Raw genomic sequence first — 15,271 nt, forward strand, 5'->3', positions numbered from 1 at the left:
GGACACTCCTCGTGATCGAAGCCAGACCTCGGCTCGTGGTCGGAGTGGACTTCGGGACCCTGTCCGGCCGGGCTGTGGTGGTGCGGGTCGAGGACGGCGCCGAGCTGGGCAGCGCGACCCACGACTACGAGTACGGCGTCCTCGAGTCGCACCTGCCTGACGGCACCCGGCTGGGGCCGGACTGGGCGTTGCAGGTGCCGGCGGACTACATCAGCGTCCTGCGCCACGCCGTCCCGGCGGCCCTCGACGCCGCGGGCGCCGACCCGCGCCAGGTGGTGGGCATCGGCACGGACTTCACCGCCTGCACGATGGTCCCCACGACCGCGGACGGCACGCCCCTCAACGAGGTGCCTGCGCACGCCGGCGACCCCCACGCCTACGTCAAGCTGTGGAAGCACCACGCCGCCCAGCCGCAGGCCGACCGCATCAACGCCCTCGCAGCGAAGCGCGGAGAGTCCTGGTTGCCCCGCTACGGCGGCCTGATCTCCTCCGAGTGGGAGTTCGCCAAGGCACTGCAGGTGCTCGAGGAGAGCCCCGCCGTCTACACCGCCATGGAGCACTGGGTCGAGGCGGCCGACTGGATCGTGTGGCAGCTGTGCGGGACCTACCTCCGCAACGCCTGCTCCGCCGGCTACAAGGGCATCCTCCAGGACGGCACCTACCCCACCCGCGACTTCCTGGCCGAGCTCAACCCCGGTTTCGCCGACTTCGTCGCCGACAAGATCGACCGTCCCGTGGGGAGCCTCGGGGCCCCGGCGGGCCGCCTCACGCGTCAGGCGGCCGAGTGGACCGGGCTGCCGGCGGGCATCGTCGTGGCGGTCGGCAACGTGGACGCCCACGTCACCGCCCCGGCCGCCCAGTCCACGGCGCCCGGGCAGATGCTGGCCATCATGGGCACCTCGACGTGCCACATCATGAACGGCCAGATCCTCCGCGAGGTGCCGGGCATGTGCGGGGTCGTCGAGGGCGGAGTCACGCCGGGCCTGTGGGGCTACGAGGCCGGACAGTCGGGCGTCGGCGACATCTTCAACTGGTTCGTCTCCACCCAGGTGCCCCCGGCGTACGTCGCCGAGGCGGACCAGCGCGGCATCTCGATCCACGAGCACCTCTCCGACAAGGCCGCGGCCCAGGCCGTCGGCGCCCACGGGCTGATCGCTCTCGACTGGCACTCGGGCAACCGGTCGGTGCTCGTGGACCACGAGCTCAGCGGACTCGTCCTGGGGCTCACCCTGGCCACGTCGCCCGAGGACGTCTACCGCGCGCTGATCGAGGCCACGGCGTTCGGCACCCGCACCATCGTCGAGGCGTTCGTCGACTCCGGGATCCCCGTCGATGAGTTCGTCGTGGCGGGGGGGCTGCTCAAGAACCCGTTGCTCATGCAGATCTACGCCGACGTGCTGGGCATGCCGCTCTCCACCATCCGCTCCACCCAGGGTCCGGCCCTGGGCGCGGCGATCCACGCGGCCGTGGCCGTCGGAGCGTACGACGACATCCACTCCGCGTCCGCGGCGATGGGTGGCGTCGACCGGGCCGTCTACCAGCCGGTCGAGGACAACGTACGCGCCTACGACGCCCTCTACGCCGAGTACCGCGCGCTGCACGACCACTTCGGCCGGGGCGCCAACGACGTCATGCGCCGACTCCGGTCGATCCGTCGCCAGGCCCTGCAGGGAGCTGCACGATGACGGCGAGCGAGACCGTGCGCGCCCACGCGCCGCGGCCCCACCCACAGACCACCGGCACCGCACTGGTGCTGGTTACGAGACCGGGACCTTCCCGGACTCCCGCACAGTTGAATGGAGCAGGTGCATGCGCAAGCTAATCACCACGATCATTGCCGGCGGCCTCGCCTTGTCCCTCGCCGCCTGCGGTGGGGACGATGACTCGGCCGGCGGCAGCGGCAGCGACGGCGGCGACGGCGGCAAGGGCACCATTGGTGTCGCGATGCCGACCAAGTCGTCGGAGCGGTGGATCGCTGACGGCAACAACATCAAGGAGCAGCTCGAGGCAGAGGGCTACACCGTCGACCTCCAGTACGCCGAGGACGACATCCCCACCCAGGTCTCGCAGGTCGAGAACATGATCACCAAGGGCGCCGACACCCTGGTGATCGCGGCCATCGACGGCACCGCGCTCGGCGAGGTCCTCGCGACCGCCGAGAGCCAGGACATCGACATCATCGCCTACGACCGGCTCATCCGGGACTCGGACGCCGTCGACTACTACACGACCTTCGACAACTTCGAGGTCGGCGTGCTGCAGGCCGAGTCGCTGGTGCAGGGCCTCGAGGAGCGAGGCAAGGCCCCCTACAACGTCGAGCTCTTCGCGGGATCGCCCGACGACAACAACGCCACCTTCTTCTGGGACGGCGCCATGTCCGTCCTCGAGCCGATGATCGAGTCCGGCGACATCGTCGTCCCCTCGGGCCAGACCGACTTCGACCAGGCCGCGATCCTGCGCTGGGACCCGGCCACCGCGCAGAAGCGCATGGAGGACATCCTCACCGGGACGTACTCCTCGGAGACGGTCGAGGGCGTGCTCTCGCCCTACGACGGACTGTCCCTCGGGATCATCGCCGCCCTCCAGGGCAACGGCTACGGCGGCGGCGGCAAGGAGCTCCCGGTCGTCTCCGGCCAGGACGCCGAGGTTCAGTCGGTGAAGTCGATCCTCGCCGGCGAGCAGTACGCGACGATCTTCAAGGACACCCGCGAGCTGGCCAAGGTCACCGTCGACATGATCACCGCCCTCGGTGACGGCGAGGAGCCCGAGGTCAACGACACGGAGACCTACGACAACGGCGTGAAGGTCGTGCCGTCCTACCTCCTCGACCCGGTCGTCGTCTTCAAGGACGATGTCCAGGCCGTGCTCGTCGACTCGGGCTACTACACCGAGGACGAGCTGAAGTGACCCCGAGGGCGGGCCTGGAGACCCCGGGCCCGCCCCCGGTACCGTCGTCCGCTCGCGGACGGACCCCCTGACCAGCAGGCCTGACCACTAGGCCTGAGCAGCAGGCCTGACCAGTAGGAAGGTGCCCATGGCCGAGCCGATCCTGGAGATGCGAGGCATCACCAAGAGGTTCCCCGGCGTGCTCGCGCTCGACGACGTCACCCTCACCGTCCAGCGGGGCGCGATCCACGCGATCTGCGGGGAGAACGGCGCGGGCAAGTCGACACTGATGAAGGTGCTCAGTGGCGTCTACCCGCACGGCTCCTACGACGGCGAGATCGTCTTCGAGGGCAAGCCCATCGAGTTCTCCAACATCCGGCAGAGCGAGTCCGCGGGCGTCGTCATCATCCACCAGGAGCTGGCGCTGATCCCCGAGCTCTCGATCGCGGAGAACATCTTCCTCGGCAACGAGACGTCCACGCGTGGCGTGATCAGCTGGGACGAGGCCAACCACCGCGCCATCGAGCTGATGGCGCGCGTGGGGCTGCGGGAGAACCCCCTCACTCCGGTCAAGCACCTCGGCATCGGCAAGCAGCAGCTCGTCGAGATCGCCAAGGCGCTGAGCAAGGAGGTCAAGCTCCTCATCCTCGACGAGCCGACCGCCGCGCTGAACGACGACGACTCCACCCACCTGCTCGACCTCCTCAAGGGCCTGCAGGGCAAGGGCATCACGTCGATCATGATCAGCCACAAGCTCAACGAGATCGAGCGAGTCTCCGACGCCATCACGATCATCCGCGACGGCCGCACCATCGAGACCCTCGACGTCAGCGCCGGCGACGTCGACGAGGACCGCATCATCCGCGGGATGGTGGGCCGCGACCTCGAGCACCGCTTCCCCGATCACGCCCCGTCCATCGGCGAGGTCCTCCTCGAGGTGCGCGACTGGACGGTCATGCACCCGCAGGACCACAGCCGCGTCGTGATCAAGGACGTCGACCTCGCGGTGCGCCACGGCGAGATCGTCGGGATCGCCGGCCTCATGGGTGCCGGCCGCACCGAGCTCGCCCGCAGCATCTTCGGTCGCTCCTATGGCAGCCGCACCCAGGGCACGATGCGCCTCGACGGCAAGGAGCTGCACCTCAAGTCGGTCACCGACGCGATCAAGGCAGGCATCGCCTATGTCAGCGAGGACCGCAAGGGCCTCGGCCTCAACCTGCTCGACGACATCAAGACCTCGATCAGCGCCGCCGCCCTCGACAAGCTGCGGCGCGGCCTGACGGTCGACGAGCGCGAGGAGGTCGTCGTCGCCGAGCGCTACCGCACGAGCTTCAACATCAAGGCACCCACGATCACCGCCGGCGTGCGCAAGCTGTCGGGCGGCAACCAGCAGAAGGTGGTGCTGTCGAAGTGGATGTACACCGACCCCCAGCTGCTGATCCTCGACGAGCCGACCCGCGGCATCGACGTCGGCGCGAAGTTCGAGATCTACGGCATCATCCAGTCGCTCGCCCGTGAGGGGAAGGGCGTCCTGGTGATCTCCTCGGAGCTGCCGGAGCTCCTGGGGCTCTGCGACCGGATCTACACGCTCGCCGAGGGCGTGATCACCCACGAGTTCAGCCGTGAGGACGCGACCCAGGAGTCACTCATGCGCTACATGACCGCGGACGCCCGCTAGGAGAACTGATGAGCACCCTGACCAACATCGTGCGCGGCAACATCCGCCAGTACGGCATGATCATCGCCCTCGCGGCGATCGTCGTCCTCTTCCAGGTGACGACCGACGGCGTGCTGCTCAAGCCGCTCAACGTCTCCAACCTGGTCGTCCAGAACGCCCAGATCCTCATCCTCGCCATCGGCATGGTGATCGTGATCGTGGCCCGCCACATCGACCTGTCGGTCGGCTCGGTGGCGGCCTTCGTCGGAGCCGCCGGCGCGATCATGATGACCAAGTACGACGTGCCGTGGTTCCTGGCGGTGCTGATCTGCCTGGCCCTCGGTGCGCTGATCGGTGCGTGGCACGGCTTCTGGGTCGCGTACGTCGGGATCCCGGCGTTCATCGTGACCCTGGCCAGCATGCTGCTGTTCCGCGGCCTCACCCTCGTCGTCCTCGAGGGCGCGACCGTGGGGGGCCTGCCCGACAACTTCAAGAAGATGGGCAACGGCTTCCTGCCCGAGATCGGGCCCGACACCGACCTGCACAACCTGACCATGCTGCTGGGGATCGTCGTGGTCGCGGTGATGGTGCTCCTCGACTTCCGCAAGCGGGCGGCGTCCAAGCGCTACAACTTCGAGGTCCTGCCGTTCCCGCTGTTCGCCCTCAAGCAGGTCGTCCTCGGCGCGGTCATCATCCAGTTCACCTACCTGCTCGCCGACGCGCGCGGCCTGCCGATCGTCGGCCTCATCCTCTTCGCGCTGATCGCGATCTACACCTTCATCATGTCCCGCACGGTCTTCGGCCGGCACGTCTACGCCATCGGCGGCAACGTCGACGCGGCCACGATGTCGGGCGTCAACACCAAGCGCGTCGACTTCCTCGTCATGACCAACATGGGCATGCTGGCCGGCCTCGCCGGCCTGGTCACCACGGCCCGTCTCACCGCCGCCAACCCCAAGGCGGGCGTCAACTTCGAGCTCGACGCGATCGCGGCGGCGTTCATCGGCGGGGCGGCCGTCACCGGCGGTGTGGGCACAGTGATCGGCGCCATCATCGGCGGTGTCGTCATGGGTGTGCTCAACAACGGCATGTCGCTCAACAGCGTCTCCATCGACTGGCAGCAGGCGATCAAGGGCTTGGTGCTGCTCGCGGCTGTCGCCTTCGACGTGTGGAACAAGAAGCGCACCGCGGGCGGGGGCGGCGCCGGAGCGGAGGCGGAGGCGTCCACCGCACCGCCGCCGGACGAGCTGGTCGACGAGCTGGACGACGGCAGCCCGCCGCCGGGAGGGGCGAGCACGACCGCTGGCGCTCCCCGCAGACTCGGGCGCGGCTGACAGTGCCACACCCGACCCTCGTCGGCCCCGGTGGACTCGTCGTCGAGGTGCTGGAGCACGGCGCGACGCTGCACCGGGTGCGGGTCCCGATGGTCGACGGCCTCCGCGACGTCGTGCTCACGGTGCCCAAGGCGGAGCGGTGCCGGTCGACGGACTTCCTGGGCGCGACCGTCGGGCGCTACGCCAACCGCATCGCGGGTGGGCGGTTCGAGCTCGACGGCCGGGAGCACCAGCTGCCCGTCAACGACCGCGGCAACACCCTGCACGGCGGGGACGGCTTCGACCGGCGCGAGTGGTCGGTGACCGACCGGTCCACCACCCACGTCGAGCTGGCCCTGGTCAGCGAGGACGGTGACCAGGGCTTCCCCGGCAGGCTCGAGGTCAGCTGCCGCTACGAGGTGCTCGGGTCGGCGGCAGAGCCGACGCTGCGGACGACGTACGCCGCCCGCACGGACGCGCCGACGGTGGTCAACCTCACCAGCCACCCCTACTTCAACCTGGACGGGGCGTGCCCGCCGGTCGAGCACTGCGGACAGCGCCTGTCGGTGCCGGCCGAGAGCTACCTGCCGGTCGACGAGACAGGGCTGCCCACCGGCGAGGTGGCGGACGTCGAAGGGACGGCGTTCGACCTGCGCGCCCCACGTCGGCTGGGCGAGCTGGCGCCGATCGACCACTCCTACGCGGTTGCGGGCGAGGGGCTGCGACCCGTCGCCGAGCTGGTCTCTACGTGGGGGGACCTGACGATGGAGCTGTGGAGCGACCAGCCGGGCGTGCACGTCTACACGGGCGCGGGGATGGGGCGCTCCGCCCCGGGCCACCCGGGCGCGGGCACCGGGGTGGCGCTGGAGCCCCAGCACTTCCCCAACTCCGTCCACCATCCCGAGTGGCCCTCGACCGTGCTCCGGCCGGGCGAGGAGTACGAGTGGGTGGCCGAGACACGCTTCCGGGACGTCCTGGGATGACGATCGGGCCGGGCTCGACCTCCGCCCTGCGGGACGCCAACCGGCGCAGGGTGCTCGACGCCCTGCGCCTCCACGGTGGCGGAACGAGCCTGAGCCAGGCCGACCTCGCGCGGAGCACCGGGCTTGCGGCAGCGACCGTGTCCACGCTGGTGCGCGAGCTGACCGAGGCCGGCCTCGTAGCGGTCGAGCCCGCCTCCGGGCGCAGGGGGTCCGCGGTCCGGCTGGCCGGTGATGCCGGGGTCGTGGCCGGGGTCGACGTGGGCCGCTCGCACGTCGCGGTCGCGCTCGGCGACGTGTCCGGGCGGGTGCTGCGCGAGGAACGCCGCACGGTCGGTCCGCACGGGCACGAGGAGGCCCTGACGATCGCCCACGAGCTGCTGTCGGTGCTGACACCCGGTGGTGCCGGGGTGCGACACCTCGTGCTCGGCCTGCCCGCACCCATCCGCGACGACGTCGTGGGCTCCTCGGCCGTGCTGCCCGGCTGGGACGGCGTGGTCATCACGCCGACGGCGACGGACCGGCTCGGAGTGCCGGTGACGGTGGAGAACGACGCCAACCTCGGCGCCCTCGGCGAGCACCGGGTGGGCGCCGGGCAGGGGCATGACTGCCTGGTCTACCTCAAGGTCGGCTCGGGCGTGGGTGGCGGCGTGATCCTCGACGGCGCCCTGTTCCGCGGTGGCGGCGGCACGGCCGGCGAGGTCGGTCACCTCACGCTCGACGACCGAGGGCCGTTGTGCCGCTGCGGTGGCCGGGGCTGCCTGGAGTCCTACGCGTCCGCCGATGCCGTCCGTGCTCAGGTGGAGGAGCAGCTGCCGGGCGCGTCGTTCGCCGACGTCGTGGCCGCTGCCCAGGCCGGGAACGTGTCCGCGCGCCGGGCGATCGCCGACGCCGGACGCAATCTCGGGTGGGGCCTGGGCAGCGTCGTCAACCTGCTGAGCCCCACCTTGGTCGTGATAGGTGGCGAGCTCGCGTCCGCGGGCGACCTGGTCCTCGAACCGGCCCGTCAGGAGCTCCGTCGCCACGTCCTCGGCACGGCTGTCGACACCCCGGTGGAGGCGAGCCAGCTCGGCGGCCGCGCCACCCTCGTCGGCGCGGTCCTCGCCGCTGCCGACCACCTCGCATCGACCCTCAGCTGGGAGATGACGGCGGGACCCGCCTGAGGAGTGGCCTGTCATGGTGGACGCATGACGTCCCATGTCACCTCTCCCATCGTCGTCGTGACCGGAGCCAACGGACTCGTGGGCAGCCACGTCGTGGCCGCCCTGGTCGAGGGGGGTGCGACGGTGCGCGCGGTCGTACGCCGTGTCGGCACCGCGCCGACCGCACCGGGAGTCGAGGAGCACGTCGGCGACTTCACCGAGCCGTCCTTCGCGGCCACCGTGGTGGCGGGCGCCGACACGCTGGTGACGACGGTGCACCCGCTCGGGGGCGACCGCGAGACGCAGCGCCGGATCGGGCTCGACGGCACGCTGGTGATCGCCGAGGCCGCGGTGTCCGCGGGCCTGCCCCTGGTCGTGCACGTCTCGACAGCCGCGGTCTACGACCGCAGCCCGGGCGTCGGCGACATCAGCGAGGACTCCGACCTGGTGTCCGACGAGGCCCCCGACTACGACGTCGTCAAGCGCGACATCGACGCCGCGCTGGGCCGGCTGGAGGGTACGACCCGCGTGCTGCTGCGACCGCCGGCGATCCTCGGCCCAGGCCGGTCGTCGGTCTGGAACACCGTCCATCCCGCCAGCGTCGACCGCTCCGAGTCCCGCCGGCGCGCGATCGCCGAGCAGACCTTCGCGTGGGTGCACATCGACGACCTCGCCGCCATCGCCGCCGACCTCGCCACGGGCGCGATCGCCGTGGGCGACGACGCCTCTGTCGGTCCGGTCGCCGGCGCGTGCACGCCGGTCGACGTCGCCAGCGGCCCGGCCACCTGGCGCGACTACCTGGGTGCCGTGACCGAGGCCCTCGGCGTCGAGCCGACCTGGGACGACAAGCCTGCCTGGACCGGCCAGATCCGCGCCGACCGCGCCCGTGGCTGGGGCTGGACGCCGAAGGTCTCCCTCGAGGACGCGCTGGGTGAGCTCAAGGCCGGGCTGTAGGGCTGCGACAACTTCTTCCACGGCGACGTCGTCCCACGGGCAGCACCCGCGACCTGAGGAGGACCAAAAAAGGTGAAGCCACTGGCGACATCGATCGCCGCGCTCGTCCTCGGAGGTGTGGCAGGCGTCCTCGTGGGCCCCGCGACGGCCGGTCCCGACAGTACGGCGGCCCCGGCGGTGCACGTCTCGGACGATGCGGCGCCCGAGCCCTACCGGTCGCCGCGCCCCGACGAGGCGGTCGCCCATCCGCCCTATCCCGTCAACGCCAACGGCATGACATACGGCTCCGGCGCCAACATCGACGAGCACGACCCGGGACCTGACCTCATCCTCGCCTACGGCGTGGACGGGACCCTCGGCTACGTCCGCTCGACCGATCGCCCCCAGCCCGCGCGAACCTTGGCCGAGGCGCGCGCCGCCATGGAGTCGGCCGATCCGGACGGCTACGACATCCCGCTCTACGCGCAGGACGGCGTCACCGTGATCAGCTCGTTCCACATCGGTCCGGGACGAGCCTTGACGTCACGTGCACCTGAGCCCGGATCATCGAGCTGACCAGCACGAGGAGGACTGATGACCGACGTCCAGGAGTTCCGCATCACGCTCACCGTCGACGACTTCGACGCCGCGGTGAAGCTCTACCGCGACACCCTCGGGCTGCCGCAGCTCCAGGACTGGAGCAGCGACCAGGGGCGCGTGCTGCTGCTCGACGCCGGCCGCGCCACCTTGGAGCTCTTCGACGAGGCCCAGGCGGCGATGGTCGACGACCTCGAGGTCGGTGAGCGCGTCTCGGGCAAGGTGCGCCTCGCCCTTCAGGTGCCCGATGCCGACGCGATGGCGTCGAGGCTGACGGATGCCGGGGCCACGCCGGTGGCCGCCGCGGTGACGACCCCCTGGGGTGACCGCAACGCACGGGTGGCGGCGCCGGACGGCATGCAGCTCACGTTGTTCACCCTCGGCGAGGAGTGACGCGAGCTCGTCGCTGGACCGGCCTTGTTGCCGAGGGGTGCGGGGTCGAGGATGGCGCACATGACCGACGCCGAGTTCGAGCTCACCCGCACGGTCCGCGCCCCCATCGAGCAGGTCTTCGCACGGCTCGCCGACGTCGAGGGTCACAACGAGTGGATGCCCGACAAGGGCAGCATGCTGCGCCGGACCCGGCAGACCTCAGCCGGGCCGCCGGGGCTGGGCACGACGTACGAGGACTCGACGACCGTCGGGCTCGTGCCGGGCGAGATCGTCGAGTTCGACCCGCCACGGCGGATCGTCCACCACTGGTGGGACAGCACCAGGTCGGGCCGGATCAAGATGGAGGGCTGGCCCGGCTACACCCTCGAGTCCACCGGCGACAACGAGACGCTCGTACGCCACCACGCGAAGCTGCGCGCACACGGGATCTACCGGATGGCGACACCTGTGCTGAAGCGCATGGCGCTGAAGGAGCGGACCGTCACCCTCGAGGCACTCCAGAAGTCCTTCGAGTAGTGCGTACGAGGGACGCCTGCGGCGGCTAGCCTCCTGTCCATGGGCGGTGCGCCGGACAGGTTGCGCGTACGCCTGGCCGCGGACGCGGCCAGTGTGGTGGGTGCACGCCGCTTCGTGGTCGACGGCCTGGGTGCGTGGGGCGAGTCGCGGCTCGTGGACGCCGCCGAGCTCGTCGCCAGCGAGCTCACGACCAACGTGGCCCTGCACGCGGGCGCCGAGTTCATGTACGTCACCCTCGAGCGCCGGGCGACGGGCGTGCGTCTGTCCGTCGAGGACGATGGTCCGCTGGGCATCGCGGTGGTGCAGGCGCGGACGCACGCGAGCGGGGATGCGCCCGAGTGGAGCGAGCTGGACGCGACCGGTCGGGGCCTGGCCATCGTGGGGATGGTCGCGGGCCGCTGGGGTGTCGACGAGACTGCTCGGGGCAAGCAGGTGTGGGCGGAGCTGGTGGATCCGGACGACTTCGCCTACTCCTCGCAGGACGCGCAGCTCTCGACTCTGTCCGACCCTGCCCCCGCAGCCGAGGACCTGCCGCCGGAGTGGGTCATGGTCCGGCTCGCCCAGTGCCCGGTCGGCCTCAGCCTCCAGCAGGACCGTCACCTCGACGAGCTGGTGCGCGAGCTCCAGCTGCTCTCTGTCGACCAGGGCAGTGTCGAGTCGGCCGCGCTCGCGGAAGAGATCCGTGGCCTCCTGGTCTCGCCCACGCACGCGCGACTGACCGGACGCCGGACCGCGGAGCGGGCTCGCGAGGAGGGCAAGGAGGTGGTGGACGTGGACATGGCCATGCCGCGCGAGTTCAGCGGTCTCATCCTCCAGCTGCACGAGGCCGTCACTCGTGCCGACGAGCTGTGCCGGGACGGTCGGCTCCTGACGCTGGCCGCACCGCCTGGCGTGCAGGAGCTCCGTTCCTGGATGACCCACGAGATCGTCGCGCAGGCGACGCGCGGGGCGACACCCACCACGTGGGCCGACTGGCTGGGCGAGCGCACGTCTTGACCGCGGCGGGTCGCCCGGGGGCCAGTGCCAGAGCGCCGCGCGTCGGTCAGTCGTCGATGCGCAGGACGACTCGGCCCAGGGGTTGGCCGGACATGAGATGGCGGATCGCCTCTGCGGCTTCGCCCAGGGAGTAGACGCGGTCGAGCACGACTCGCAGCTGGCCGTCCTCCATGAGCCGCGCAAGAGTGCCCAGCAGCTCACGTTTGTCCGGAGCCGCGAACGAGCCACCTCGCAGCTGGGGAGTCACAGCCGAGCGGGCCACCAGTCCGAGAAGGCGCGGGATGCTGCCGAGCCACCGGTGCCCGCCCGCGCCGAACGCGTCGTGCCCGATCAGCACGTAGCTCCCATGCGCGTCCAGGACCCGGCGTATCGCCCGGAACGAGTGGTTGCCGGGCACGTCGAAGATGACGTCCCACCTCTCGGAGCCGCGCGTGAAGTCCTCGGTCCGGTAGTCGATGACTCGGTCCGCTCCCAGGGAGCCCACGAGGTGGAGCTTGCTCGCGTGGTCGACGCCGGTCACGTGCGCGCCGTAGGCCTTGGCGAGCTGGAGGGCGAACGCACCGACGCCGCCCGCGGCACCGTTGACCAGGACGCGGGACCCGGGTGCCACTCGGCGTCGTGGGAGGTTGTTCAGGGCAATCAGCCCTGCCGTCGGCACCGCCGCCGCCTCCTCGAAGCTGGCACCGGAAGGCTTGAGCCACAGCGCCTCCTCGGGGGCGGTGGCGTACTCAGCGAACGCACCCCCGTTGCGCCACTGGAAGCCGCGAACCGTCTCGCCGAACACTTCGTCACCCGGCCTGAACCGTGTCACCGCGCCACCCACGGACTCCACAACCCCGGCGAGGTCCGTTCCGGGAACTTGCTGATGAGGACGCCGTACGCCGGAGCCCATGAGGCGGATCACCGCGGGTCGCCCGGCGATGACGTGCCAGACATCCGGATGCACGGACGCTGCGCGCACTCGGACCAGCACCTCGTCCTCGGCCGGCTCCGGACGAGCGATCTCACCCAGCTGAAGGTCGTCGACGGATCCGTAGGCCTTCTGGAGGATCGCTCTCATGGTCGGACCGTACTGGAGCTGCCCGCCACCCCACCGCGACGAGCACAGGCTTGCGACGCACGCAGGCCGGGTGGACCCTGAGACATGGTGTCTCGCGCGTCCTGTGTCGCGCTCGGGCTCGTCGGCATGCTCCTTGTCGGCTGCGGAGATCGATCCGATCCCGCGACGAGCAGTCCAGATGCGACCAGCCCAGAGGCGACGACCGAAGCCGCGCCACCGGCCCTGGACCAGTACCTCCTGAAAGCCGACGAGGTCCCAGACCTGGCACCGTACTCGTCGCCGCAGACCGACTCAGGCGAGCCGTTCGACCTGCCCGAGAGCGGTGCGGACCTGCTCCGGCGCAGTGGCTACATCTCGACGACCTACCAGCCCGCCGACGGCGCGCGCGGCGCCGGCGTCAGCAGCGTCCTGCTGTTCGAGACCGACGCCGGGGCGCGCGACTGGATGGCCTACGAGACGAGCGACGAGGGGATCCAGGACCTGGTTCCCGGTACGACGATCAAGAGGTTCGACGTTCCCGGGGTCCCTGGTGCAACCGGCTGGACCGGATCCGACCTGCATGGCAACGCCATCGGCCACGTGTACTGGACCCAGGGCCGCTGCATGTTGCTCATCGGCCTCGAGGTGGAGGGTCCGCGGGTCAGGCGGCTGTCGGCCGGCGTCGAGGCGATCTACGAGCGCACGGGTGGGACCTGCCCCGAGTGAGGGCCGCGCTTTCCACCCGGGGCGGGCGTACGCTGGAGAGCATCGTTCAGGGGTAGATCGTCTGATGTGGTGGATTGCCTGGTTGATCGCAGCGGTTGTCCTCGGCGTGGTGGAGTCCCTCACGCTGACGCTGGCGTTCGGCCTGCTGGCGGGCGCGGCGCTCGTCGCCGCGGTCGCGGCCGGCCTCGGAGCATCGGTCCCGATCCAGCTGCTCGCGTTCGCCGTCGCGGGCGGGATCGGCCTCGTGGCGGTCCGCCCGATCGCGAAGCGGCACCTGGCGCTCCCGCCGGTGACCCGCGACGGCACTGACGCCCTGGTCGGGCGGTCAGCGGTGGTCACCCACGAGGTGAGCTCGAGCGGCGGGGTGGTGCACCTCTCCGGTGAGGACTGGTCGGCCCGGCCCTACGACGAGGACCTCGTGATCCCTCCGGGTGTGCGCGTCGACGTCTTCGAGATCCAGGGTGCCACTGCACTGGTGCACCCGCGCGTGCCCCTGTCCGACCCCCGACCCCTGCCCCGACCCTCAGAGGAGTGAGCGCGATGGAGCTGTTGGTGCCACTCGCCGTCCTGGCCGTCCTGATCGCCTTCCTGGTGGCGTCGTCCATCCGGATCGTCCCGCAGGCCAGGCGCTACAACATCGAGAGGTTCGGCCGCTACCAGCGGACCTTGCAGCCGGGCCTGAACCTCATCATCCCGCTGGTCGACCGGGTGAACACCAGGCTCGACGTGCGCGAGCACGTCTACTCCTCGGACCCGAAGCCGGTCATCACGGAGGACAACCTGGTGGTCGCCATCGACACCGTCCTCTACTACCAGATCACCGACCCGCGGGCTGCCGCGTACGAGGTGACCAACTACCTCCAGGCGATCGACCAGCTCACCGTCACGACCCTGCGCAACCTCATCGGCTCGATGGACCTCGAGAGCACCCTCACCTCCCGGGAGACCATCAACGTGCGGCTGCGCGAGGTGCTCGACGAGGCCACCGGCAAGTGGGGCATCCGGGTCAACCGGGTGGAGATCAAGGCGATCGACCCGCCCCGCAGCATCCAGGAGGCGATGGAGAAGCAGATGCGTGCGGAACGCGACAAGCGTGCGGTGATCCTCCAGGCCGAGGGGCAGCGGCAGGCGTTGATCCTCACCGCGGAGGGCACCCGCAACAAGCTGATCCTGGAGGCGGAGGGACGTCAGCAGGCGAAGGTCCTGGACGCCGACGGCGAGGCCAGGGCGCTGGAGCGGGTGTTCCAGGCGGTCCACGCCAACGACGCCGACCCCCAGGTCCTGGCCTACAAGTACCTCGAGATGCTTCCCCGCCTCGCGGAGCACGGCAACGGCTACTTCGTGATCCCGGGCGAGCTCAGCGAGGCGATGCGGACCGTGACGTCGGCCTTCACCGGCGACCGGGGGAGTGAGCGCGGGGACGTGGACGCGCCGGCCGAGCCGCAGGTGGAGGCGCCGCAGGTCCGGCCGCACACCCTCGGCGCCTGACCTCGAAAGCCGCCTGGACCTAGGCTGAGGCCGTGCTGGTAGGTCAGTCCGTCACTCTGCGCCCGGTCCGCGAGGCAGACCTGGACGCGCTGTACGACGCGCACACCGACATTCGCAACCGTGGTGCGTACTTCCCTCTCGGGGTCATGTCGCAGACGGCCTTCCGTCGAGAGTTCGCCGAGCACGGCTTCTGGCAGAAGACCGAGGGGATGCTCGTCATCGAGTCCTCCGAGGGCGAGATCGCCGGTCACATCGAGTTCTTCCACCCGGTCTCCTACTGGGACGCGTTCGAGCTGTCCTACCAGCTCTACGCCGACCAGCACGCCGGACGTGGCTTCGTGACCGAGGCGGTCCAGCTGCTCGTGGACTACCTCTTCGGCGCGAAGAAGGAGCACCGGATCCACCTGGTCATCGTCGGCGAGAACGCCGCCTCACGGCGTATCGCCGAGAAGTGCGGATTCGTGCTGGAAGGGACCATACGCGGCGCGTTCTTCAACGACGGCCGCAACCAGGACGTGTTGCTCTACTCGCTCCTGCGGACCGACCCGCGGCCGTGGCACGGGGACGGCGGGGGTCAGTAACAGATTCGTCGGAGGATGATGGGT

The 15,271-nt window shown here is 70.5% G+C and carries 16 protein-coding genes; 15 read left to right on the forward strand and 1 reads right to left on the reverse strand.

Annotated features, from left to right (window positions below):
• The first annotated feature begins 11 nt into the window (after positions 1-11).
• From araB to J3P44_RS22105, 11 genes are all read left to right on the forward strand, one after another.
• Positions 12-1,685, forward strand: coding sequence for a ribulokinase (gene araB, locus J3P44_RS22055; protein ID WP_255892650.1), 1,674 nt, complete (start codon positions 12-14; stop codon positions 1,683-1,685).
• 124 nt (positions 1,686-1,809) lie between these two features.
• Positions 1,810-2,907: a multiple monosaccharide ABC transporter substrate-binding protein gene (chvE, locus tag J3P44_RS22060; protein ID WP_255892651.1), complete on the forward strand. Its 1,098-nt coding sequence runs from the start codon at positions 1,810-1,812 to the stop codon at positions 2,905-2,907.
• 127 nt (positions 2,908-3,034) lie between these two features.
• Positions 3,035-4,564, forward strand: coding sequence for a multiple monosaccharide ABC transporter ATP-binding protein (mmsA, locus tag J3P44_RS22065; protein ID WP_255892652.1), 1,530 nt, complete (start codon positions 3,035-3,037; stop codon positions 4,562-4,564).
• Between the two features lie 8 nt (positions 4,565-4,572).
• On the forward strand, positions 4,573-5,877 hold the full coding sequence (gene mmsB / locus J3P44_RS22070; protein WP_255892653.1) for a multiple monosaccharide ABC transporter permease: 1,305 nt from the start codon (positions 4,573-4,575) through the stop codon (positions 5,875-5,877).
• A gap of 2 nt (positions 5,878-5,879) precedes the next feature.
• Positions 5,880-6,839, forward strand: coding sequence for an aldose epimerase family protein (locus tag J3P44_RS22075; RefSeq protein WP_255892654.1), 960 nt, complete (start codon positions 5,880-5,882; stop codon positions 6,837-6,839).
• Entirely contained in the window at positions 6,836-7,999 is a 1,164-nt protein-coding gene (locus J3P44_RS22080) for an ROK family transcriptional regulator (protein ID WP_255892655.1), read from the forward strand. The genes J3P44_RS22075 and J3P44_RS22080 overlap by 4 nt, the downstream gene beginning before the upstream one ends.
• 24 nt (positions 8,000-8,023) lie before the next feature.
• A complete protein-coding gene (locus J3P44_RS22085; RefSeq protein WP_255892656.1) occupies positions 8,024-8,932 on the forward strand; it encodes an NAD-dependent epimerase/dehydratase family protein in 909 nt (302 codons plus the stop codon).
• A 72-nt stretch (positions 8,933-9,004) separates the two neighbouring features.
• Complete coding sequence (locus J3P44_RS22090) at positions 9,005-9,487, forward strand: hypothetical protein (protein ID WP_255892657.1); 483 nt, start codon at positions 9,005-9,007, stop codon at positions 9,485-9,487.
• A gap of 18 nt (positions 9,488-9,505) precedes the next feature.
• Complete coding sequence (locus J3P44_RS22095) at positions 9,506-9,901, forward strand: VOC family protein (RefSeq protein ID WP_255892658.1); 396 nt, start codon at positions 9,506-9,508, stop codon at positions 9,899-9,901.
• Positions 9,902-9,961: 60 nt separating this feature from the next.
• Complete coding sequence (locus tag J3P44_RS22100) at positions 9,962-10,417, forward strand: SRPBCC family protein (RefSeq protein ID WP_255892659.1); 456 nt, start codon at positions 9,962-9,964, stop codon at positions 10,415-10,417.
• 39 nt (positions 10,418-10,456) lie between these two features.
• Positions 10,457-11,413, forward strand: coding sequence for an ATP-binding protein (locus tag J3P44_RS22105; protein ID WP_255892660.1), 957 nt, complete (start codon positions 10,457-10,459; stop codon positions 11,411-11,413).
• Positions 11,414-11,459: 46 nt separating this feature from the next.
• On the opposite strand, the gene J3P44_RS22110 is transcribed toward J3P44_RS22105, so the two are convergent.
• Positions 11,460-12,473, reverse strand: coding sequence for an NAD(P)-dependent alcohol dehydrogenase (locus J3P44_RS22110; RefSeq protein ID WP_255892661.1), 1,014 nt, complete (start codon positions 12,471-12,473; stop codon positions 11,460-11,462).
• 84 nt (positions 12,474-12,557) lie between these two features.
• Between J3P44_RS22110 and J3P44_RS22115 the strand changes: the two genes are divergently transcribed.
• The 4 genes from J3P44_RS22115 to J3P44_RS22130 all read left to right on the forward strand — a co-directional run bounded on the left by J3P44_RS22115 (position 12,558) and on the right by J3P44_RS22130 (position 15,247).
• The gene (locus J3P44_RS22115; protein WP_255892662.1) at positions 12,558-13,178 is read left to right on the forward strand and encodes a hypothetical protein; all 621 of its coding nucleotides are present in this window, start codon (positions 12,558-12,560) and stop codon (positions 13,176-13,178) included.
• A gap of 82 nt (positions 13,179-13,260) precedes the next feature.
• Complete coding sequence (locus J3P44_RS22120) at positions 13,261-13,713, forward strand: NfeD family protein (protein WP_255892663.1); 453 nt, start codon at positions 13,261-13,263, stop codon at positions 13,711-13,713.
• Positions 13,714-13,718: 5 nt separating this feature from the next.
• Positions 13,719-14,666, forward strand: coding sequence for an SPFH domain-containing protein (locus tag J3P44_RS22125; RefSeq protein WP_255892664.1), 948 nt, complete (start codon positions 13,719-13,721; stop codon positions 14,664-14,666).
• Between the two features lie 32 nt (positions 14,667-14,698).
• Positions 14,699-15,247 carry a GNAT family N-acetyltransferase gene (locus J3P44_RS22130; protein ID WP_255892665.1) on the forward strand — a complete coding sequence of 183 codons (549 nt, stop codon included), beginning with the start codon at positions 14,699-14,701 and terminating at the stop codon, positions 15,245-15,247.
• Positions 15,248-15,271 lie beyond the last annotated feature (24 nt).

Source organism: Nocardioides astragali, assembly GCF_024436375.1.
Classification (GTDB): domain Bacteria; phylum Actinomycetota; class Actinomycetes; order Propionibacteriales; family Nocardioidaceae; genus Nocardioides; species Nocardioides astragali.

What these genes read in the sequence shown, in the direction of transcription:
- mmsB (WP_255892653.1), top strand. Translation starts at nt 4,573, where the DNA reads ATGAGCACCCTGACCAACATCGTGCGCGGCAACATCCGCCAGTACGGC.
- J3P44_RS22100 (WP_255892659.1), top strand. Translation starts at nt 9,962, where the DNA reads ATGACCGACGCCGAGTTCGAGCTCACCCGCACGGTCCGCGCCCCCATC.
- J3P44_RS22115 (WP_255892662.1), top strand. Translation starts at nt 12,558, where the DNA reads ATGGTGTCTCGCGCGTCCTGTGTCGCGCTCGGGCTCGTCGGCATGCTC.
- J3P44_RS22105 (WP_255892660.1), top strand. Translation starts at nt 10,457, where the DNA reads ATGGGCGGTGCGCCGGACAGGTTGCGCGTACGCCTGGCCGCGGACGCG.
- J3P44_RS22125 (WP_255892664.1), top strand. Translation starts at nt 13,719, where the DNA reads ATGGAGCTGTTGGTGCCACTCGCCGTCCTGGCCGTCCTGATCGCCTTC.
- J3P44_RS22080 (WP_255892655.1), top strand. Translation starts at nt 6,836, where the DNA reads ATGACGATCGGGCCGGGCTCGACCTCCGCCCTGCGGGACGCCAACCGG.
- J3P44_RS22095 (WP_255892658.1), top strand. Translation starts at nt 9,506, where the DNA reads ATGACCGACGTCCAGGAGTTCCGCATCACGCTCACCGTCGACGACTTC.
- chvE (WP_255892651.1), top strand. Translation starts at nt 1,810, where the DNA reads ATGCGCAAGCTAATCACCACGATCATTGCCGGCGGCCTCGCCTTGTCC.
- J3P44_RS22110 (WP_255892661.1), bottom strand. Translation starts at nt 12,473, where the DNA reads ATGAGAGCGATCCTCCAGAAGGCCTACGGATCCGTCGACGACCTTCAG.
- mmsA (WP_255892652.1), top strand. Translation starts at nt 3,035, where the DNA reads ATGGCCGAGCCGATCCTGGAGATGCGAGGCATCACCAAGAGGTTCCCC.
- J3P44_RS22085 (WP_255892656.1), top strand. Translation starts at nt 8,024, where the DNA reads ATGACGTCCCATGTCACCTCTCCCATCGTCGTCGTGACCGGAGCCAAC.